Consider the following 20,785-nt stretch of genomic DNA (forward strand, 5'->3'; position numbering starts at 1 on the left):
CCCCGTACCTTTTGCCCACTCCCCCAGCGTCGTTGGTTCCCACATCACTGGTTACGACAACATGATGAAAGGGATTCTGTCCTACCTGACAGAAGGTAAGAAGAAAGACAAAACCAACGGCAAGCTCAACTTTATCCCCGGTTTTGATACCTACACTGGCAACAACCGCGAATTAAAGCGGATGCTGGGCTTAATGGGAGTTGACTACACTCTCCTAGCAGATAACAGCGATTATCTGGATTCCCCCAATAATGGTAAGTATGACATGTACCCAGGTGGTACTAAGCTAGAAGATGCTGCTGATTCCATTAACGCACAAGGTACCGTCTTCTTACAGCGCTACTCCACCCAGAAGACACAAGACTATATCAGAGACAAGTGGGGTCAACAAACCAAGGTATTGCGTCCTTGGGGTGTTAAGGGAACTGATGAATTCTTGATGACAGTTTCAGAAGTTACTGGTAAAGCTATCCCTGAAGAGTTAGAAATCGAACGGGGACGCTTGGTAGACGCCATGACAGACTCCTACGCTTGGATACATGGTAAGAAGTTTGCAATTTATGGCGACCCAGATTTAATCGTTAGTGTAGTTAGCTTCTTGTTAGAGATGGGTGCTGAACCAGTACACATCCTCTGCAACAATGGCGACGAGGAATTCAAGAAAGAAATGGAAGAAATCCTCAGCGCTAGCCCCTTCGGTAAGCAAGCTACTGTCTGGATTCAAAAAGACTTGTGGCACCTACGGAGTCTTCTGTTCACTGAACCTGTAGACTTCTTCGTAGGCAATTCCTACGGTAAGTACCTGTGGCGCGACACCAAGATCCCAATGGTACGGATTGGTTATCCTCTCTTCGACCGTCACCACTTGCACCGCTACCCAACCGTTGGTTATCAAGGTGGTTTAAACCTACTCAACTGGATTGTGAATACACTTCTGGATGAGTTGGATCGCTCCACCAATGTTGCTGGTAAGACTGATATTTCCTTCGACTTGATTCGCTAGGAACTACATCAACCTGCGACGTGCCAATCGACTTAGACCCTAAAGGTTAAAAGTTAAAAGTAAAAAGTAAAAAGTTATGTCTTTCACTTTTTACTTTTAACTTTTTTCTTTTACGTTTTTCTTGATTCATCTATCATGGAAACTGTCAACCACACCCACAACCATCCTAACTACCATCCACCCAATTCTAAAAAGTCTCGCTCCTTTGATATTCTATATCCTTTGCGCCGATTGGTGGATGAAATTCAAATTAAAAATGCTCACCTCGCTCATTTTCTTTGTCAAGTGATTCCCTGCTGTTGTCCCTTTGAGCGAGATATTAAATTATTTGGACGGACTTTTCACATTCCCCCATTATGTAAGCTCAATCCTTTGTATGACGAATTCGTCTCATTGCGTTTCCGTGCTTTATGTTACTTATCTGATGAATGTGGTGAAGATATTACGAAATATATTTGTTAGTCATTAGTCATTAGTCATTAGTCATTGGTATTACAGAAAAAACACTCGTACAAATGACAAAGGACAAATGACAAAGGACAAATGACAAAGGACAAAGGACAAAAGAAATGAAAATTACCCAAAGTAAAATTAACGAGTTACTGACTCAGCCCGGTTGCGAACACAATCAGAACAAGCATGGAGAGAAAAAGAATAAGTCTTGTTCGCAATTACCCAAGCCCGGTGCTGCTCAAGGGGGTTGTGCCTTTGATGGTGCAATGATTGCCCTAGTACCCATTACTGATGCGGCTCATTTAGTTCACGGACCGATCGCTTGTGCTGGTAATTCTTGGGGAAGTCGCGGTAGCTTCTCTTCGGGTCCTACAATGTACAAAACAGGCTTTACCACTGACATGGATGAGACTGATGTCATCTTCGGTGGAGACAAAAAGCTGTATAAAGCTATCCTAGAAGTAGAAAAACGATACAAACCGGCTGCAATCTTCGTTTACTCTACCTGCGTTACCGCTCTCATTGGTGAAGACTTGGATGGAGTTTGCAAAGCCGTTGCGGAAAAAATAGACACTCCCGTTATTCCTGTTAATGCTCCAGGATTTATTGGTAGCAAAAACTTTGGCAACCGCCTTGCTGGTGAAGCGTTGTTGGAATATGTTGTAGGTACAGCCGAGCCTGAATATACTACCCCCTATGACATCAACCTCATTGGTGAGTATAACGTTGCCGGTGAAATGTGGAATGTTTTGCCACTATTCCAGAAATTAGGTATTCGAGTCCTAGCAAAAATCACAGGTGATGCTCGTTATAAAGAAATTTGTTATGCTCACCGCGCTAAGCTCAATGTGATGATTTGTTCCAAAGCGCTGCTCAATATGGCAACAAAAATGCAAGAGCGCTATGGCATTCCCTACACTGAAGAATCTTTCTACGGTGTAGAAGACATGAACCGTTGTTTGCGAAATATTGCTGCAAAGCTGGGTGACCCCGATTTGCAAGAGCGTACTGAGAAGCTCATTGCTGAAGAAACTGCTGCTCTAGATGTAGCACTTGCTCCCTATCGTGAAAAATTGAAAGGAAAGCGTATTGTCCTTTACACCGGGGGCGTTAAGAGTTGGTCAATTATTTCAGCTGCTAAAGACTTGGGGATGGAAGTTGTTGCTACCAGTACCAGAAAGAGCACTGAAGAGGATAAAGCCCGAATTAAGAAGTTATTGGGTCAAGATGGCATTATGCTTGAACAAGAAAGCCCCAAGGAACTGCTGCGGATTATCAAAGAAACCAAAGCTGATATGTTGATTGCGGGGGGTCGAAATCAGTACACCGCCTTAAAAGCCCGGATTCCTTTCTTGCATATCAACCAAGAACGCCACCATCCCTACGCCGGTTATGCAGGAATGCTAGAGATGGCAAGAGAATTGTATGAAGCTCTTTATAGCCCAGTATGGGAGCAAGTTCGCAAACCCGCACCTTGGGAGAAAGCAGGAGTGGGAGAGAGAGAGGGACAATTTTCTGACTCCCTCACTCCCTCACTCCCTCACTCCCCCTCATTTTTAGAGGAGGTAATCTAAATGGCGATCGTAACTGTTACCAATTCATCAGTTGCAGTGAATCCCCTAAAGCTCAGTCAACCATTGGGTGCTGCTTTAGCTTTGTTGGGATTGAAGGGAATCATGCCTGTATTCCACGGTTCTCAAGGCTGTACTGCTTTTGCTAAATCTTTATTAGTGAAGCATTTCTGTGAAACAATTCCCCTGTCTACAACGGCAATGTCAGAAGTTAGCACTATTTTGGGTGGGGAGGAAAATGTTGAACAAGCTATTCTCACCTTAGCGCAGCGGTCAAAGCCGGAAATCATTGGTCTGTGTACTACTGCACTGACGGAAACCAGGGGGGATGATATGCCTCGCTTTCTTAAAGAAATTCGCCATCGCCACCCCGAACTAGATAATTTGCCAATTGTATTGGTTTCCTCTCCAGATTTTAAGGGTTCGTTGCAAGATGGTTATGCTGCTGCTGTGGAGAGCATAGTTAAAGAACTGGCTCAAAAAAGCGATAAGCAAAACCCCAATCCCATGCAACTTGTGATTTTGCCAAGTTCTGCTTTTACTCCAGGGGATGTTCAAGAGGTCAAAGATATTGTCGCTGCTTTTGGACTCAAGCCCGTTGTTGTACCGGATATTGCTGCTTCATTGGATGGTCACTTGGAAGATTCTTACAGTCCCATCACAGCCAGTGGTACAACTTTGACAGAACTGCGCTCAATTGGTAATTCTGCATTCACTTTGGCTTTGGGCGAAAGTATGCGGGGTGCAGCACAAATTCTGCACGATCGCTTTGGCATTCCTTTTGAGGTGTTTGACGAACTGACTGGCTTGGAAGCAGTTGATAATTTCTTACAGGCTTTGGCTGACCTAAGTGGTACTAGTGTACCAGAAACCTACCGACGCCAACGCCGTCAATTGCAAGATGCCATGTTAGATACGCACTTTTTCTTTGGTTGCAAGCGCGTGTCTCTAGCACTGGAACCAGATTTGCTACGCTCAACGGTTTACTTTTTGCAATCAATGGGTGCTGAAATTCATGCAGCAGTGACAACAACTCGCTCTCCTTTACTGGAAAAACTTCCTATCAATAGTGTGACTGTTGGCGATTTGGAAGATTTTGAGCAACTGGCTGTTGGATCTGATTTGCTGATTGGCAATTCTCATACGGTTGCGATCGCAAAACGTTTAGGCGTTCCCGTATATCGTCAAGGCATTCCCATTTTTGACCGTTTGGGTAACGGTGTATATACAAAAGTGGGTTACCGAGGCACTATGCAGATTCTGTTTGACATTGGCAATATCTTTATGGAGGAAGAAGAAGCCAAAGTTAAGCAGTTGAAGGAGCTAGTCAACACTCATTAGTTCTTCATTTTTTGTCAGAACTTTTGGATTTTTAACCCGAAACTTAAAACAGTGATAGTTATGAATTATGAGCTGTAGTAAACGTTGATTTACTGCTTATAACTCATAACTCATCACTCACAACTTGATGAGAGGAGAAAAGGATGAAAGTTGCATTCACGACCAGCGATCGAGTTCATATTAATGCTCATTTCGGATGGTCAAAAGAGATTGATGTGTATGAAGTTTCAAAAGACGGCTATACGTTCTTAGAAACTCTCAAGTTTGATGGTGACCTCAAACAAGATGGGAATGAGGATAAAGTAGGACCAAAACTTGATGCACTCGTTGACTGCAAGATTGTTTATGTTGCGGCGATTGGTGGTACTGCAGCTGCTAAGCTAATCAAAAAGGGCGTTACCCCAGTCAAGGCGCGTTCTGAAGAAGATTTAATTGGTGATATTTTAGACAAGTTGGTGACAACTTTAAATGGAAGCCCCCCACCTTGGTTGCGTAAAGCGCTGCAGGAAAAACCCCAAACTTTTGAGGATGAATTAGAAGAGGAGGCTACGGTATGACTGTATCTAACAGCGTAAACGGAACTGCTACAAGCGATATTTTAAACTCACCTTTTCTCAAGGCAATAGTGCAGCAAATCCGGGGTCAAGATAGTTATGGAACTTTCCGTAATTGGTCGGATGAGTTGCTGCTCAAACCTTTTATTGTTACCAAACAAAAGAAACGGGAAATTTCTCTAGAGGGTGAAGTTGACCCGATGACTGTATCGCGGATTATGGTATTTTACCGTGCTACAGCTGCCCGTATTGAGCAGGAAACAGGTTTGTTATCCCAGGTTGTTGTTGATTTGAGCCATGAAGGTTTTGGTTGGGCTTTAGTCTTTACCGGTCGTCTTTTGTTGGTTTCCAAGACTTTACGAGATGCCCACCGTTTTGGTTTTGAGTCATTAGAGAAACTAGCAGAAGAGGGAGAAAAGCTAGTTCAAAAAGGAGTTGATTTGGCTAAAAGTTACCCTGAAGTCAGTAAACTCTAAGAACTTTAGATTTTGGCAACGAGTAACATAACAGATGTCATGAATGGGATATCTTGAGAGAGATAAACCATGAGTTATATCCGCTACGTGCATCCGTTGCTATTCTCTAATGCTCAACAGTAACTGAAAATTGTAACCGCAGTCTGTAGCAAACGGACGCCGATATTCTTTCTTTTTTCTGCGTGCATTTGTGTCCGTCTGCGGTTCAAAAACCAAAATTTTAGGAGATGCCTATGGCTCAAACTGGTGGTGAAACAAATACTATTGAGGATTTGAAAAATCAGATAAAACGCCTCAATAGTAAGGCAGGTCAAATGAAAATGGATTTGCACGATCTCGCAGAAGGTCTGCCAACAGATTTTGAAAAACTTATGGACGTAGCTGCTGCCACTTATGAAATTTTTCGTAAGTTAGACGAACTCAAGCAACAGCTGAAACAAATGGAGCAATGAACATGACTTGGGATTATAGTAAATTCAAACAAATTGTACAAGCAGAAGAATATTTTGACTTTTTTCAGTATATCGTTGGATGGTTTTAGCCCCCCAAGCGCTAAAAGAGAATTTCTACCTATGGTATGAATTGGGTTTTGCCAATGAAAGGAGGGAGGGACGGAGGGACGGAGGGCAAGAAAATGAACGAGTTTTATGAGAAATTGAACGTAACAAACTGTTACTCAGTTATCCATTCTCCCTCACTCCCTCACTTCCTCACTCCTTTTTCCTATCTCTTCTCAATTGGGGTGTAAGAAATCTCGTGTCTACCGTTGTATACCTGGGTAGGTCGGTAAATCCGGTTTTCTTCTAGTTGTTCTTTCCAATGGGCTAGCCAACCAGCAACACGGGCGATCGCAAATATTGGTGTAAACAGGTCTGTGGGAATTCCCAATTTCCTATACACTAGACCTGAATAAAAGTCAACATTGGGATAAATACCTTTGTGCCCAAGTTTCTCCTCTACAACTCGTTCCATCTCCTGGGCAATATCATAGTATTTATCCGGGCCAAACTTATCAAACAACTGTTCTGCCATGTTCTGCAAGATTGTTGCCCGTGGGTCTTTCACCTTGTACACGCGATGACCGAAGCCCATAATCTTGGATTTATTTTCGAGACAATTCTCAATATAAGCTCGCACGTTTTCCACTGAGCCTATTTCTTCCAACATCTGAATAACTTCTTCATTCGCTCCTCCATGTAGCGGTCCTCCTAAGGTTCCCACTGCACTGGCAACTACGGCATAGGGGTCGGTTAGGGTGGAGGCGGTGACTCTAGCACTGAAGGTAGAGGCGTTCATCGTGTGCTCGGCGTGAAGTATCAAGCAGATATCAAAAATTCTCGCTGCCAGTGGTTCGGGTTCTTTCTCATGGAGCATATACAAAAAGTTGGCTGCATAATCCAAGTCATCACGGGGACGTACTGGATCGTTACCTCTTCGCATCAACTCAAATGCTGCCACCATTGTTGGAATTTTGGCTATCAGACGAACAACAGCATCTCGAATGTAAATTGGGTTGTTCAAGTCCCGCCGTGAATAAAATAAACCCAACGCAGCCGCAGAGGCTTGCAAAGCATCCATTGGGTGACCGCTTTCAGGAAAACACTTCATCATATCGCTAATGCGATATTTTATCCGCCTGTGATGGCGAACCTCGTGCTCAAATGCTGCCAGTTCTTCGGATGTGGGCAACTCACCCCAGATCAGGAGATAAGCAGTTTCCAAAAACGTGCTTTTTTGTGCTAAGTCCTCAATCCGAATGCCACGGTATTCTAATATTCCCTTCTGCCCATCAACATTACTGATACTTGATTGGGCGGCGGGAATGCCATCCAATCCAGGCTTGAATTCGCACACCATCATGGCAACACCATCTGCTTTGTAAAATATTTGCAAGAGAGCAACATACCAGAAATTTTTGTCGCCATAACAGTCTTCGTTTCCTTTGAAGTTCTTTCAAAAACGTTCCACTACTGTTAAAGCAAATACTTGGGTGGCGTCAACCAAAACATCTGACTGCGACCCAGAGGAGATCCCTTTTCTGGTAGTTTTACCCCGATCATACCCGCTTTTTTCAGGACTAAGGATCCTTTGTCTTGCCCCCAAACCAAAATTTCCGCCCAAGCGCTTAAATTTGGTTCGTGCCCAACTAATGCTAGTTGTGTTTGGTGTGTGTCATTTCTTGGTGCCAACCACTCTACAAGCCAATTGTGAATCTCGCCTGACGGGCTAAGATGGGTACATTCTTCTAACTTGGAACTCAGACCAGCAGCTATGAGGATTTCCGCTGTTTGGCGTGCTCTAATTAAGGGGCTTGTAGCAATCACATCAAAATGGAAACCCAGCTTTTTGAGTCGCTGGGCTACTTTCTCTGTTTTTTGCTGTCCCTCTTTTGTGAGTTCTCGCTCTTCATCTTTTTTAATCTTGGGTTGCTTCTCTTCGGCTATGCCGTGACGTATTAAATAAATTTCCACAATGTTTTTCCTTTGTCCTTTGTCCTCAGTCATCAGTTCTTAAAAACCAAGGACAAATGACCAAGGACTAATGGCTCTACTCTGATTGAATTGGATTATCCTTAGGATTTACCAATCTCAGCAGTTTTTGCTTAATCTGAGAATCAAAAACTTCCCATTTCATTTTCGCATAAGCAGAATTCTCATTACCTCCAGATAAAAAACCCATTGGGATTTCAAACCCACCAGCGCTCGTTCTCCCACCACCAAAAAAGCGTCCGCTGCTGTCTTGACCAAAGGCTTCCTTGATAAATTCATCGGGATCGAGAGTTAGTTTGGTGGTTCTAAGTGAACCAATCACAACTTCTAATTCATCATCTTCATCGTGAACAATGCCGTAAACTACAGCAGTATGAACATTTTCTTCTGTGACTAAAAAATCAGCTGCCTGAGGAATGGCATCGCGGTCATCGTAGCGCAAGTAACCAACACCAGCAATGGAAAAGTTATTTTGCACAATCCGGTTTTTTAGCGAGCGCTCAATCACATCCATGACTCGTTTGGAGCGATTAGCCTGCAGTACGGCATTGAGCAGTTGTGCGTCATAAAACCTACTCAGATACGCTGCTGCCATAAAATCATCTTCCTGTGCTTGCATCAGTCTATTAGTATCCGATCGCAAGCCATGCATCAAGGCAGTCGCACATTTAACATGCTGATTGATGCTATTGTCGAGCGGTAACAATCCTGCCTGTAAATATTGGGTGAAAATCGTTGCTGTTGCTCTTACAGAAGGACGAATGTCAATAAATTCTGACTTTATATCGCTCTGCAAACTATGATGGTCAATAATTGCCACCAATGGAATGCCTGCGTGTTCGATGGCAGGCACTAGCTGAGAAGTTGTCCCTTGGTTATCAATTAAGACGAAACCTTGATAAGATGACAAGTCCTTGCCTTTTAGCGTTTGTAGAGTCCAGCGCTGGGCGGGTAACCCAGTTAATTTTACCAAGGCAATATTTTCTTGGTGACTTAAAGCGCCGGCATAAATGATGTCACATTTGATATCGTATTGCTGTGCAATTAACTGGTACGTCCATGCACAAGACAAAGCGTCTGGATCGGGAAAATCTTGAAGAATCACTAGCTGGCGTTCGTGTCGGTGAGCAAGCAACATACCGCGCAGTTCTTCTGATTTCTGGTTTGTCACCGCGTTATTACGTTGACTTGAAGAACTGCTAGGCTCACTTGTCAATGCTGTTGTCACTGATTGCCGATTAAGTGGAACTTCAATTGTATCTTTGTCGTCTACTTCACCATCATCTGGTGCTGGGTCTGTTGTCAACGGAAAATTTTCAAACTGAGTTAGGGAAGAATTAAGTCGCATATTTAACGTTTTTACGTGTGAGGCCCTTTTCTGTCGTTAAAAAATACTACAGGTACTGATTTGCTACTTCAGCCACACGTCTACAATTTTCGCAGAACTTTTGACGACTGACACTATATCTGTCAGTCTATGTCTTTGGAAAAACCATTTTATTAACTTTTTTTTAAGGTCGCTTCTGTTGAAGAACGCTTTGTCGGCCACTTTTTTCAGAAATTTATAGCGCACCCTGGTTGCTTTTGAGTCAATATATGCTATATTAACAAAGTTGCTTACAAGCTTGCTAAAAAACTTGCAGCATCCTCTGCTAGCTTTGGGTGTTTGCATCCAAAAGAAGTCACACGCAGGCAAAGCTTCACCAAGCTGAGGGCAACAACGCGATGGTCTGAAAATCGGCTGCCGTTATTTAATTGGGACAGCGAGTGTCAGAGACCAATAACGTATTTTTGCCATTCGTTGTGCATTCCACTTTTCAGGTGTTTGCTGACCTCAAAGTAGAGACTACTGTAAGGTCTTCGGGGATAATGCCGTAGCATCATGTGAGCTTCACTCGGTGTACGATTTCCCTTTTTGACGTTACAGCGGACACAGGCTGTAACAATGTTCTCCCACGTATCGCCTCCCCCACGCGATCGCGGTATAACATGGTCTAAAGTTAAGTCGTCTCCCGTGTAACCGCAGTATTGACACGTATGGCCATCTCTATGCAGGATATTCCGACGGGTGAGAGGAATTTCCTTATAGGGAACCCGCACGTAATGCCGTAACCTAATAACGGTTGGCAGTGGAAAATCTGAGTAGAGTTGCTTATTGTTGAATTCAACCCGCTCAGCTTTACCTTTTATCAACAAGACCACGGCTCGCCGCCAGCTCGTGATATTGAGCGGTTCGTAAGAAGCGTTTAGAACTAAAACCTTCCCCATTGATAAACGCTCAAGCTATTAATTTTACATATATTAACACAAATCTATCCACCTTGGTTGATGAGGATAAATTATACTTCTTACGAAAGCAGGAATTTGGACAATAGTCAAGGGTTCTTTGTCGTTTGTCATTAGTCGTTTGTCATTAGTCCTTTGTCATTGGTCATTGGTCATCAGTTATTTTCACTCCCTCCCTCCCTCACTCCCTCCCTCCCCCTCAATGAACTTGTGCGATTTCCAAAAAGAACGTTAAACTGTTCCGATCGACTACAAAAGGCTTTGAGTAATGGGAATAATACTTGCAGCCAAAAAGTGGTGTGATAGGAGTAGGTTCAAATGTTAAGCCACGAAAAACAACATCTTACCTTCAATCAACAGCATGATAGCTATGCCTGGATGTCCCAACGCGCTTGGGTAGAAATAGACTTAGCGGCGCTATCGTACAACGTGCGTCAACTCATAAAGTTACTGTCACCAAGTACTCAACTGATGGCAGTGGTGAAAGCAGATGCTTACGGACATGGGGCAATAGTCGTTGCCCAAACAGCATTAGAATCAGGAGCAAGTTGGTTGGGAGTTGCCACAGTTCCAGAGGGAATACAGTTAAGAGAAGCGGGTATTGAAGCCCCGATTTTGATTCTAGGTGCAACCCACACCCCAGAACAAATCCAGGCTATTGCACATTGGGAACTTCAACCAACCCTGACAAGCCCGAAACAAGCTCTGGTATTTTCTGATACTCTAGAAGCGCTCGACTATAATTCCCCACTGCCGGTACATATTAAATTAGATACGGGTATGTCCAGGCTAGGAACAAATTGGCAGGAAGCTGGTGATTTTGTGCAGTTAGTGCAGCGCTTACCACATCTGGCTATCAAGAGCGTTTATTCCCATTTAGCAACAGCAGATAGCCCCGATCCTGCAGTGATGAAACAACAGCAACAACGGTTTGAGCAAGCGATCGCTAAAATTAGAGCATTGGGAATAGAACCTCCTTGTTTGCACCTGGCCAATTCAGCTGCCACCCTGGCTGAAAAATCATTGCACTATGATATGGTACGTGCCGGTTTAGTTATCTACGGTCTTTACCCAGCTGCTCATTTAAACTCAAGCATTGACCTGAAGCCAGTTATGCAAGTAAAAGCGCGAGTAACGCAAGTAAAAACTATTGCTCCTGGAACTGGTGTCAGTTACGGTCATCACTTTATAGCACCGCAAGAAATCCGGTTGGCGGTAGTGGGGATTGGTTATGCAGATGGGATACCTCGCAATCTTTCCAACAAAATGCAAGTGTTAATTCGAGGTCAACGAGTGCCACAAATTGGCGCAATTACTATGGATCAACTCATGTTGGATGTGAGTGCAATACCAGATGTACAGGAGGGAGAAGTCGTGATTTTACTGGGTAAAGACGGGGAAGAACAAATTTCTGCTGAAGATTGGGCAAATGAGTTAAATACAATCTCTTGGGAAATTCTCTGTAGCTTCAAACACCGCTTGCCTCGTGTAGCATTGGGCAATGATTAATTGTAGAAACGCTTCAAACAGGGCGTCTGGGATTTAGCGATGGCGCGTCTAGATTTAAAATTATCTATTGCCACAGACAATTTGTTGTGATACTATAAGTATCTGATGCGGATGTGGCGGAATTGGCAGACGCGCTAGATTTAGGTTCTAGTTTTCCAAAGCTGCTTTCAAGCCAGTAAAGGAAAGATCGTTTGTGCTGACGTAGCAATCTGCTTTACCACGAAACACTCTCACTCCCGCACCTGTAGAAAGACGGGGTGTAATACTGGTGATGGTGTCTTCTTCTGCAAGACAGCTAATATAATTGACCCGTTCTAAGAAAAATTCAATAAAGTCCGCACCAGCTGCGCGTCCCAGCCCTAGTAAGGTAGATAGGGGAGCTTCCCAGGTTTCATCGAATCGCTCTGGGGTGAAGGAGTAGTTTAGGGTAGGCAGTTGATTGGAGACAAGTGGAGTAATTGTAAGCATTAGTATTCTTGGTAAGCTGGGGTGATTCGGAGTTTTACAACGGCTCTGACTCGGACAAGAAACAATGAGCCCAACGTGACTGTGTATAACTTATAATTAATACCCAACCAGGGTCTTAGCACTAAAAAAGAAACTGATTTTGTATTAACTCCTTTTAGGCATTGCAATTAGTCTAACAAATACGTAGAAGTCGCTGTTGGAATGAAAGCGGTGTTGATTTCCACCCTTGGTCAAGAGTTCGTGCAGTACTTTGGCTGAAACGCTTCTAATGTAGGGTGGGCACTGCCCACCTGCAACCTCTGCTGCTTTGTCTTGGCTGCAATTTATCACATAGATATCTTCGGAATTGATTGTGTTTTATCTACAACCGTTGTAAAGACGCGCCATGGCTCGTCTCTACATTGTTTTTCGGGGATACCTAATGTAGGGTGGGCACTGCCCACCTGCACCCTCTGCTACAATTTCTCAATATAAATCATAAAAAATGTCATCTACGATACTCATCACCGCAGTCACCAATTAACTTGTATAAATCCCGTGACTTGCCAGACACAGCATCTATCCGATCCAAATCTTCAGCATCAAGAGTAAAGTTGAATACTTTGGCATTGTCCTCTAGATGTTCGGCTATACTGAGCCTTGCACCAACAATGACCCCTGCTACAGTTGGCTTGTCTAAAATGTAACGTACTGCTACGTTGGGAATACTAACGTTATGTTTATCAGCTATTTGTTTTAGGGTAGAAAGTAATTCTTGAAATAGCTGCCAACCACCCCAAGAATCTATCATATTTTTATACTTTCTTAAACTAACAGTGGTCAGTTCAAACCCTTTTGGTTCTGGAGCACCCAAGTATTTTTCTGATAAAAATCCACCACAAAGTGTACCGTAAGTCAACAGTTGTATATTATGCTTTTGGCAAAATTGAACCATATTCACTTCAGGGCGGCGATCGACAAGAGAAAACTGCACTTGATTGGAAACTATTTTGATACCTGCTTCCGCAATAATTTGCAGGTGTTCTGTATCAAAGTTAGTTAAGGCTAAATGCTTGATTTTCCCCTCTTGTTGCAGTTCTGCCATATATTTGAGGGCATCTAAATAATTCTTGTCTCGGTACTCCCACCAGTGAAATTGCATTAAATCCAGGCATTCTACTCCCATTCGTCTCAGGGATATATTAATATTTTCTTCAACCAATGCTTTTGTCATTTTGGTAGGACGTGGTACCCACTTTGTAAAAGCTTGAATATTAGCTAAAGCCTCTTTACCACGGGTCGCTATAAGTTGACGGCGGAACTCACCAATAAAGTCTTCTGCTGGACCATAATGATCTGCTAAGTCCCATGTGGTATAGCCTGCATCCACATACTTGAACATGGCTTCGATCGCTGCAGTTGGGTTAATGCGTCCGTGTGCGCCGGAAACCTGCCACATTCCGTTTAGCACGCGACAAATGTTTAGATCGTTCGTGAATTGTAGACGACTTGATATGGGTAGATTCATAGAATTAGTCATTAGTCATTGGTCATTTGTACTAGTTATGAACTATCGGCGCTTAGTCACCTTCTGAATCTCTAATTACCGCCAGCCTTTTTCAGCTTGCTCTAAAACATAAGCGGAGACGTCTTGTATTTCTTGCTCGGTTAAGCGGTCTTTGTAGGCTGACATATTGTTTTTGCCATTGGTAACGATCGCGGAAATTGCCTCTACAGAGTCCATACCATATTTTCTGAGTGCTTTCAGTTTCAAGTTTTTGCCCCGTCTGACGATATTACTACCGTTAATATGACAGCCAGCACAATTAACGCTAAAGATTTTTGCCCCATTAGCTGTATCTGCAGCTAAGGCAGTAGGTATGAAAAGTAAGTTGAAGACAATCAATGTTACCAAAATAAAGTTGATTAGCTTTTTCATGCCCACATTGTATAAGTTCGTTTGCCCCTTCAGTAAATATAGCAAGTTTAGCTTTCCAAACTTTACTTCTCCTTCAGCCAAAACATTTCCCCACTCATACAATTGCATTAACGTCAAGGTGCAAAATTTTGAATGGACTTGGGAAAATGCTAAAATTTTTGTAAAATTAATAGTTACAGGCTATTTTTTAAATAAATTTAAATTGCCAAATGTATTGTGTAGGTTGGGTTTCATTCCTCAAGATTGCCCAGACAAGACAAGCAATTGCCCGCAGCAATATGGATTAAATGTTGGGTTTCGTTCCTCAAACGCCACTTGCTTCAATGGGGGGAACCCCAGAACATAGTGGCTCCCAACCTACGGTTTCTATGTCAATATTGGGTGTATGGATTATTCTAATATTTTTATTAAACAATTAAAATTAAGATGGGAAAGTTTGTTACAACAGTTTGATGCAAGCAATCAAATTGGAGATGATATATTTATAGGAATAGTTCAAGCTTATTCTAATCCCAATCGATACTATCATAATTTAAACCATATTGAGCAAGTTTTAGATAAGATTACAGAATGCAGTTATATAGATTGCGATCTATCAACGGTTAAACTGGCTGCTTGGTTCCATGATGTTATTTATGACACTAAATCTCGGAACAATGAAGAGAACAGCGCTGAATATGCGGTATTGGCTCTAAGTAAACTAAAAATAGCGATCGCATCAATAACCAAAGTCAAAAGCCTGATTTTGAAAACTAAAACCCATCAACCCTTCCTAGATGATATAGAAAGTCAAATTTTAATAGATGCAGATTTATCAATATTAGGAGCATCCGAATTCAAATATATGAGTTATGCTCAAAGCATTCGCAGAGAATATTCTTGGGTTCCGGATAGAGAATATCGTCAAGAAAGAAAAAAAGTTTTACAGAGTTTTTTGCAAAAAGAAAAGATATATTCGACGGAACATATGTTTTTAACACTAGAAGAAGCAGCAAGGAAGAATATCAAAGCAGAAATATTAGCATTGTCGTAGTACCAATTTTATTTCTGAACGATCGTAAATTAGATGACTCGCAAGCGTTTATTGTTGATGGTCGCTGCACTTTTGTTAATTGCCTTGTCCTGGTGGGGTGTAGCAGCAGCACGGGCTGGGTTAGTTGTGCGTAGTCTTGAACGTGAGGGAGTGCCCATGTTGTATGTGACACCGCGTAACGCAGAAAAGATACCCGGTGTCCTCATAGCACATGGTTATGCAGGTTCCAAGCAATTGATGTTGGGTTATGCCCACGTTTTCGCACAAGCAGGTTATGCTGTCATGCTATGGGATTTTAACAGTCATGGAGCTAACGCCCAACCACTAGAACAGGGTTCACTTCAGGAAAATCTGAATGTTGCTTATGAAACCCTGACAGAACAACCAGAAGTAGATGCATCACGCATAGCATTGCTCGGTCATTCTATGGGAAGTGGTGCGGTGATGTCAGCAGGAATCCGGGATATCAATCGCTTTGCCGCTACTATTGCTGTTTCGCCCACAGGGGCAAATGTCACACCTTTTGCACCCCGGAATTTGCAACTGCAAGCAGGAAGTTGGGAAGGTCGTTTTGTTGCCAATGCACACCGATTGCTAAAAGCAGCTGGAGGAGAAAATCAAAATTTGGCTGGGGGAAAGGGACGTTCTTTTGTCATCGTTCCCAATGCCGAACATATTACTATATTGTTTCGCAATCCCAGTCACCAAGCCGCTAAAGACTGGCTTGATTCTACCTTTGGAGTGCAAAGCAGCAGTAACTATGTTGACCGCCGAATGATTTGGTATGGTTTGCACTTACTGGGATGGCTGGCTTTACTGGGTGCTGTTGCTCCTGCTTTGGCTTTGCCTTCCACCATATCCAAACTCACGGTCAATCAGTTAAAAAGCTGGGGTGGTTTACTTGCAGCCCCCTTTGTGGCGGGTGGTGTACTGACGTTATTGAGTCGCAGTGGCGATATTGGCAGTTTGGGCGGCTTGCTGGTAGGTGGTGCGGTGAGCATTTGGTTTGGTGTGGCGGGCTTGGTTTGGCTGCTTGTTATGTTTCGGATGCCACGTCCTACATTGCAAGCCCTGGGGTTGGGAGTGGGAGTGTTTATAGTATTGTGGATTGCTTTTGGTGCGATCGCGCAGGTAGTCTGGCTGCAGTGGTGGCTAATTCCAGCACGTTTGAAATTATTTCCCCTTCTATCACTGGTTTGTCTTCCTTGGTTTTTAGCATCAGGAGTCGCACAACAAAGCAGTGGAATTGGAAAGCGACTTTTGTGGTGGATGGGGCAAAGTGTGGTTTTGGTAGGAGGGTTTATTTTAGTTCTTTACGTATTACCCGAACTTGGCTTTATTTATCTTTTGCTGCCATTGTTTCCCCTAGTTATGGCTATTTTCTCATTTACTGCCAATTTGTTTAAAGAAAGTTGGAGTTATGCCATTAGCAGTACGCTCTTGTTTGGCTGGATGTTAGCAGCTGCTTTTCCTTTGGCTGGTTAGGTTTTTTCTACCTAAAGGATGTACACAACTTAGAAAATACTGCGTCACAATATCAATGTAGGATTATGAGCTTATAAATTTTGGTGTTGTATAGCTGAAAAATGTGATTTTGTAGAGGCTTCTTTATCCACTCTATTGATATGAAATCATGCAGCAATTATACAACACCTACATTTATCCAAATAAGTTGTTAAATCGCAAATTGGTAGTAGAAAATGCCTAATAATATCAAAGAGCAAATCAAAGCCGACCTTCAACAAGCAAAACAAACCGGGCAGCTAAGAACCGAACGCGTTCGGGAAATTGTGAAATCCGCTGTTTCCCAAGTAGCTGCTGAATTCAAAGAAGGTTCGGGCGAACTGCGTACTCTTGTCAAAGACGCAATTTCCACAGTCATTGAAAACTTGCAGGATAGAGGTAACGAACTCAAGGAAGATGTGACCGCTTCTATTGAAGGAGCGTTAGAAGCTGTGAATAGCAAAAGACATGAAGCTATTGTACAAACTCAGGCAGAAGTTAAGCAGCTTCAGGCAAAATTGGATGAACAAGAAAATAAGGTGCAACAGGAAGTTGAAGGTATCCTAGCAGAAATTCAAGACACGAGCAAAGAGAAATCTACTCATATAAAAAGTGCCCTTGACTCGGCTATCCATGGTATTAGAGATAGTGAGGAATTTACATTGCTACAAAAACGCTATGCTCAACTACAAGCACAACTCGCTATTGTACGAGCTAATTTAGCTGCCCGTTATGGTGGACGTTCTGAGGAAGTTCAAGGGTATCTAGACGAAGCTAAGAATTGGTTCAACAAAGCTCGTCCACAGGCAGAGGTTATGGTTACCCAGGTGCAGGAAAAGCACGCTCAAGTTGACCAAAAACTTGGTGAAGCAGGTACCGCATTAGCTAAAAAAGAGCGGCAAATCAGACAGATATTGAGGGACTTATTGCACACAGCAGCTGACAGATTTAAAGATAAAGAACCTGTAAAAGATAAAGAGCCTATTAATAAATAGAGCGTCATTATAATGATTGTAGGGTGGGCAATGCCCACCTTTTTTTATTAAAGTATGAAGTATCAAGGATGAAGGATGAACGTAGGTTGAGTCACGAAACCCAACAAATCACCAATTAATTGTGAACCTTATACAAATGACCAAGGACAAATGACCAATGACGCCAGATTTAAAGGCAACGGTCTATGAAGCTCGAAGCCCATCACTTACCGCGCTTTTCGGTAGTGTGGGTAGTTCACCACTCACTACTGTGAAGGTATACTCTATTCATAGAATGTGGCGGAATAATTTCTTGTTCCTCCATAACAGCTTTCACCGCATCGGATGCAGCAAGAGCTTTAACTCCTGCCACAGATATTTCAATAGCAATTGAGCCCAAGGCATCAGGGCTCTCTGCCAGTTGTTTGCCGCCAAAGTCCTGTAAGATTTTTCTGATGTAACCTAAGGACTTGTTTGCCGAGTTGCGTATGCCCTCTATAGTAGCTTTTCGCTCAGCTCGGGATAAACGGCAGTTTACAGGTTCGTCAAAATTCTCGAGCTTAAGAAGCACGATAACGCTGACTTTCTGTTGGGGTGCTAGGTTACTGAGCCGACAAGCAAACTCGGAACTTATCTTGTTTTTCTTGATAGTAGTGTTGTTTGTTGTGTACATGATGCACTTCCCGAAGACGCTCAACTAAGAGCCTTCAATGCTTCAACCGGCTGAACCACACCCCATCCCCAGCGATTGTCGGGACGACGGTTGTTACCACCTGGATGTAGAGCTGTCTCCTTTATTGCTTGCATTATATCTGTTACAGGTGCTGTTGGCTTAGCTGCCATCAATAGTGCTGCAACACCTGCTACATGAGGAGTTGCCATAGAAGTGCCATCCATATAGTTATACTCGTAGGTTCCGTTTGGTGTTTTCGTCGGCGGTATACAAGAGTATACTTGAGCCCCAGGGGCGACAACGTCTGGCTTTGTTACCAAACCGTTTGACTCGTCTCCAGGAAACACAAGGCTTGCTCCGCTACTAAAGAAAGCGACATCAACCCTGCTGTCTGGCAGTTTTTCTATTGCACCCACACTGAAGGCATTGTAAGCATTTCCAGGCGAGCTCGTATTACCGTGGTTTTCGTTGCCGATCGCTACTACTGGTAAAATACCATACTGTTTCACGAGGATGTCAAGTACCTCAGCGAAGAGTGGTTCGTAATAACTTAGACCCAAAGACATATTTATAATATCCGCGCCTTTTTCAATTGCCCAAGAAATGCCTTCCAACAAAGTTCGCAAGGTTGTATCTCCAATCAATACCCCAGCCACTAGCAAATTCACTTGTGGTGCAACACCGATAGATAGACCTTTTGAGGTTTGACCTCCAGCGATTGTTCCACAAACATGAGTACCATGCTGTCCGCAATCAAAAGCAAGAGACGCCTCAATTCGTCTTCCCAGGGGATCGATGACGACAAATTCCTTCACTCGTTTCTGGAGTGCTGGATGAGCAGCATATACCCCCGTGTCTAAAACAGCGACGTTAATGTTTTCACCTGTGGTTGTCTCCCACATCTTAGGAATTTCTAGTTGTTTGAGTCCCCAGGTAAAGTTCTCTTTATTTTCCTCAGCGAATAATTCAGAATATTCAATTTTGCGAGGCTGGATCAGGTGAATTTTTTGATTTGGTAAAATAGCAACCACATTAGGTTGTTCCACCAAAGCTGCCAAAGTCTTGGGAGTCACCTCCACTGTTGCGACTGGTAATGCACCCGAACCAATGGTAGAAAACTCTAGAGGTTCATCGTGGTAACCTTTATCAAGAGTTGCTTCCTGGTAGTCATCAAAAATTTCAGCGGCGACTAGAATCGTTGCCTCCCGTCGAACTTCAACTAGCCGCTTCTTGAGTTCCCGCAGACGCCCCCGAGGCGGTAAACCTTCTGTTGGGGGTGCTTCGTAAATTACGATCGCATCCCGTTTGTCATCCTCACCCATTTCAGCAAGAAACGGTTCAAAAGCTGGTGAAATTTTGTTGTCTAGAGTCATTGCAATCTACCTCTTACTCAATTAAGTGTTATTAGCTTAGTGGTTGACTATAGTAAAACTGCTGATTTTTAGCTCTGCTTGCGTATTCATTGAGTGCAAACCAATTTTTCCCGTTCGGGCATCCTACTAGGGAGTGAAAACTGTGTTTGTGTTAGTAGAACAATTCCTATGGAATTGATGGGCACCTTGATAGGGGGACGAATTTTCCTTTGTATAGTCCCCTGCTACTTTCAAAAATAGCAAAAATTTAATTTATTATGAATTTTTTATGTACTATTTGACGTTTGGCTGAAAATTGTGCTAATAATTTTTGCCAGCAAGTTTAAATAGAAAATCATTTATTATATGAATATACTCTATCTTACATAAAGCTGTCATACCAATAGAGTTTTAGACTCTTTAAATAATTTTGGGAAAACCACAATCAAAATCTCGCCTATATATATTATGTCGTTGCCAGTCATTACCAATCTTAAGTCTTTCTCAAGATAGATAGCTCTACGAAGGGAAATTCCCTACTTAGAAACTTTAATTTTACCCAGTGAGTTTTAATTTTTATTCTGTCGTCCTACTTAAAATTGCGGCTGCTTCCTGTAAAAGATTGTCTTGTTCTTGTTGAATTTCCTTGAGACGGACAGAAATTTCTGCTAATCTTCGCTGTCGGTCCTCGTGAACGGATTGAGCCATTTCGGGTATTAAAGTTGGTAAGCGATCGCTCTTAGAAGAATTGGACACTTGTTTGACAGCTGAATTACCTATTTTAGCTAATGATAAAAGACTAATTTTTACAAGAAAATGAATTCCCTTCAGTGGAACTTGCACAAGGGACAAACTAGCTGTTTCAATTAACCGACTTATTGCTTTTACAAAACTGCTGATTATAGCAAAAGTTATAAGCAGAACAACTATACTGATGATTGGGTGATGAGCCGCCCAATCCAAAATGTTTACAACCCAAAAAAGCATGGGATGTTGCTCAACCCATTGACCGATAGAAGAAGAAATAGCAGTTTGAACTGTTTGCGACGTTGTATTTTTTATTTTCTCTGCAGATTGTAATGTCTGCTCTAAAGAAACTTTTGCTTGCTCAAAGGTTGTTACCACTGTATCAAACGTCATCTCTGGGAGTCGTTATAAATAAAGTTAACAAGTTTTGGTTGT

20 protein-coding genes and 1 pseudogene are annotated in these 20,785 nt (G+C 42.7%); 11 read left to right on the forward strand and 10 right to left on the reverse strand.

Features of this window, described 5'->3' with window-relative positions:
• From nifK to ACYRY3_RS07560, 7 genes are all read left to right on the forward strand, one after another.
• Positions 1 to 1,003 (forward strand): nitrogenase molybdenum-iron protein subunit beta (nifK, locus tag ACYRY3_RS07530; RefSeq protein ID WP_460201080.1); only part of this gene is annotated, 1,003 nt, incomplete at its 5' end.
• A gap of 135 nt (positions 1,004 to 1,138) precedes the next feature.
• Positions 1,139 to 1,465 carry a Mo-dependent nitrogenase C-terminal domain-containing protein gene (locus ACYRY3_RS07535; protein WP_460201081.1) on the forward strand — a complete coding sequence of 109 codons (327 nt, stop codon included), beginning with the start codon at positions 1,139 to 1,141 and terminating at the stop codon, positions 1,463 to 1,465.
• 107 nt (positions 1,466 to 1,572) lie between these two features.
• On the forward strand, positions 1,573 to 3,030 hold the full coding sequence (gene nifE / locus ACYRY3_RS07540) for a nitrogenase iron-molybdenum cofactor biosynthesis protein NifE (protein WP_460201082.1): 1,458 nt from the start codon (positions 1,573 to 1,575) through the stop codon (positions 3,028 to 3,030).
• Entirely contained in the window at positions 3,031 to 4,368 is a 1,338-nt protein-coding gene (nifN, locus tag ACYRY3_RS07545) for a nitrogenase iron-molybdenum cofactor biosynthesis protein NifN (protein ID WP_460201083.1), read from the forward strand. It begins immediately after the preceding gene.
• Positions 4,369 to 4,511: 143 nt separating this feature from the next.
• Positions 4,512 to 4,925, forward strand: coding sequence for a nitrogen fixation protein NifX (nifX, locus tag ACYRY3_RS07550; RefSeq protein ID WP_460201084.1), 414 nt, complete (start codon positions 4,512 to 4,514; stop codon positions 4,923 to 4,925).
• The gene (locus ACYRY3_RS07555; protein WP_460201085.1) at positions 4,922 to 5,398 is read left to right on the forward strand and encodes a NifX-associated nitrogen fixation protein; all 477 of its coding nucleotides are present in this window, start codon (positions 4,922 to 4,924) and stop codon (positions 5,396 to 5,398) included. The genes nifX and ACYRY3_RS07555 overlap by 4 nt, the downstream gene beginning before the upstream one ends.
• Positions 5,399 to 5,631: 233 nt before the next feature.
• Positions 5,632 to 5,850, forward strand: coding sequence for a CCE_0567 family metalloprotein (locus ACYRY3_RS07560; RefSeq protein ID WP_460201086.1), 219 nt, complete (start codon positions 5,632 to 5,634; stop codon positions 5,848 to 5,850).
• A gap of 271 nt (positions 5,851 to 6,121) precedes the next feature.
• On the opposite strand, the gene ACYRY3_RS07565 is transcribed toward ACYRY3_RS07560, so the two are convergent.
• From ACYRY3_RS07565 to ACYRY3_RS07580, 4 genes are all read right to left on the reverse strand, one after another.
• A complete protein-coding gene (locus tag ACYRY3_RS07565) occupies positions 6,122 to 7,258 on the reverse strand; it encodes a citrate synthase (RefSeq protein WP_460201133.1) in 1,137 nt (378 codons plus the stop codon).
• A gap of 113 nt (positions 7,259 to 7,371) precedes the next feature.
• Positions 7,372 to 7,869, reverse strand: coding sequence for a phosphohistidine phosphatase SixA (sixA, locus tag ACYRY3_RS07570; RefSeq protein ID WP_460201134.1), 498 nt, complete (start codon positions 7,867 to 7,869; stop codon positions 7,372 to 7,374).
• Between the two features lie 76 nt (positions 7,870 to 7,945).
• Positions 7,946 to 9,235, reverse strand: coding sequence for a DHH family phosphoesterase (locus tag ACYRY3_RS07575; protein WP_460201087.1), 1,290 nt, complete (start codon positions 9,233 to 9,235; stop codon positions 7,946 to 7,948).
• Between the two features lie 422 nt (positions 9,236 to 9,657).
• Positions 9,658 to 10,155, reverse strand: a complete 498-nt coding sequence (locus tag ACYRY3_RS07580; protein ID WP_460201088.1) for an HNH endonuclease — start codon at positions 10,153 to 10,155, stop codon at positions 9,658 to 9,660.
• Positions 10,156 to 10,491: 336 nt separating this feature from the next.
• Between ACYRY3_RS07580 and alr the strand changes: the two genes are divergently transcribed.
• The gene (alr, locus tag ACYRY3_RS07585; RefSeq protein ID WP_460201089.1) at positions 10,492 to 11,682 is read left to right on the forward strand and encodes an alanine racemase; all 1,191 of its coding nucleotides are present in this window, start codon (positions 10,492 to 10,494) and stop codon (positions 11,680 to 11,682) included.
• Between the two features lie 153 nt (positions 11,683 to 11,835).
• On the opposite strand, the pseudogene ACYRY3_RS07590 reads toward alr, so the two are convergent.
• The 3 genes and pseudogenes from ACYRY3_RS07590 to petJ form a co-directional block, all read right to left on the reverse strand.
• Positions 11,836 to 12,150, reverse strand: a pseudogene (locus ACYRY3_RS07590) (PmbA/TldA family metallopeptidase); the annotation flags it as partial.
• 487 nt (positions 12,151 to 12,637) lie between these two features.
• On the reverse strand, positions 12,638 to 13,657 hold the full coding sequence (locus ACYRY3_RS07595) for an aldo/keto reductase (protein ID WP_460201135.1): 1,020 nt from the start codon (positions 13,655 to 13,657) through the stop codon (positions 12,638 to 12,640).
• Positions 13,658 to 13,732: 75 nt separating this feature from the next.
• Positions 13,733 to 14,068, reverse strand: a complete 336-nt coding sequence (gene petJ, locus ACYRY3_RS07600) for a cytochrome c6 PetJ (protein ID WP_460201090.1) — start codon at positions 14,066 to 14,068, stop codon at positions 13,733 to 13,735.
• A 385-nt stretch (positions 14,069 to 14,453) separates the two neighbouring features.
• Between petJ and ACYRY3_RS07605 the strand changes: the two genes are divergently transcribed.
• From ACYRY3_RS07605 to ACYRY3_RS07615, 3 genes are all read left to right on the forward strand, one after another.
• Entirely contained in the window at positions 14,454 to 15,101 is a 648-nt protein-coding gene (locus ACYRY3_RS07605) for an HD domain-containing protein (RefSeq protein ID WP_460201092.1), read from the forward strand.
• A gap of 33 nt (positions 15,102 to 15,134) precedes the next feature.
• Complete coding sequence (locus tag ACYRY3_RS07610) at positions 15,135 to 16,586, forward strand: alpha/beta hydrolase (protein WP_460201093.1); 1,452 nt, start codon at positions 15,135 to 15,137, stop codon at positions 16,584 to 16,586.
• A gap of 215 nt (positions 16,587 to 16,801) precedes the next feature.
• Positions 16,802 to 17,599 (forward strand): histidine kinase, encoded by a 798-nt coding sequence (locus ACYRY3_RS07615; protein WP_460201094.1) that lies wholly within the window; start codon positions 16,802 to 16,804, stop codon positions 17,597 to 17,599.
• 235 nt (positions 17,600 to 17,834) lie between these two features.
• On the opposite strand, the gene ACYRY3_RS07620 is transcribed toward ACYRY3_RS07615, so the two are convergent.
• The 3 genes from ACYRY3_RS07620 to ACYRY3_RS07630 all read right to left on the reverse strand — a co-directional run bounded on the left by ACYRY3_RS07620 (position 17,835) and on the right by ACYRY3_RS07630 (position 20,743).
• The gene (locus ACYRY3_RS07620; protein WP_460201095.1) at positions 17,835 to 18,251 is read right to left on the reverse strand and encodes a hypothetical protein; all 417 of its coding nucleotides are present in this window, start codon (positions 18,249 to 18,251) and stop codon (positions 17,835 to 17,837) included.
• A 20-nt stretch (positions 18,252 to 18,271) separates the two neighbouring features.
• Complete coding sequence (locus tag ACYRY3_RS07625) at positions 18,272 to 19,624, reverse strand: S8 family serine peptidase (protein ID WP_460201096.1); 1,353 nt, start codon at positions 19,622 to 19,624, stop codon at positions 18,272 to 18,274.
• A gap of 555 nt (positions 19,625 to 20,179) precedes the next feature.
• Positions 20,180 to 20,743, reverse strand: coding sequence for a hypothetical protein (locus ACYRY3_RS07630; protein ID WP_460201097.1), 564 nt, complete (start codon positions 20,741 to 20,743; stop codon positions 20,180 to 20,182).
• Positions 20,744 to 20,785 lie beyond the last annotated feature (42 nt).

This window comes from Scytonema sp. NUACC21 (assembly GCF_054684315.1).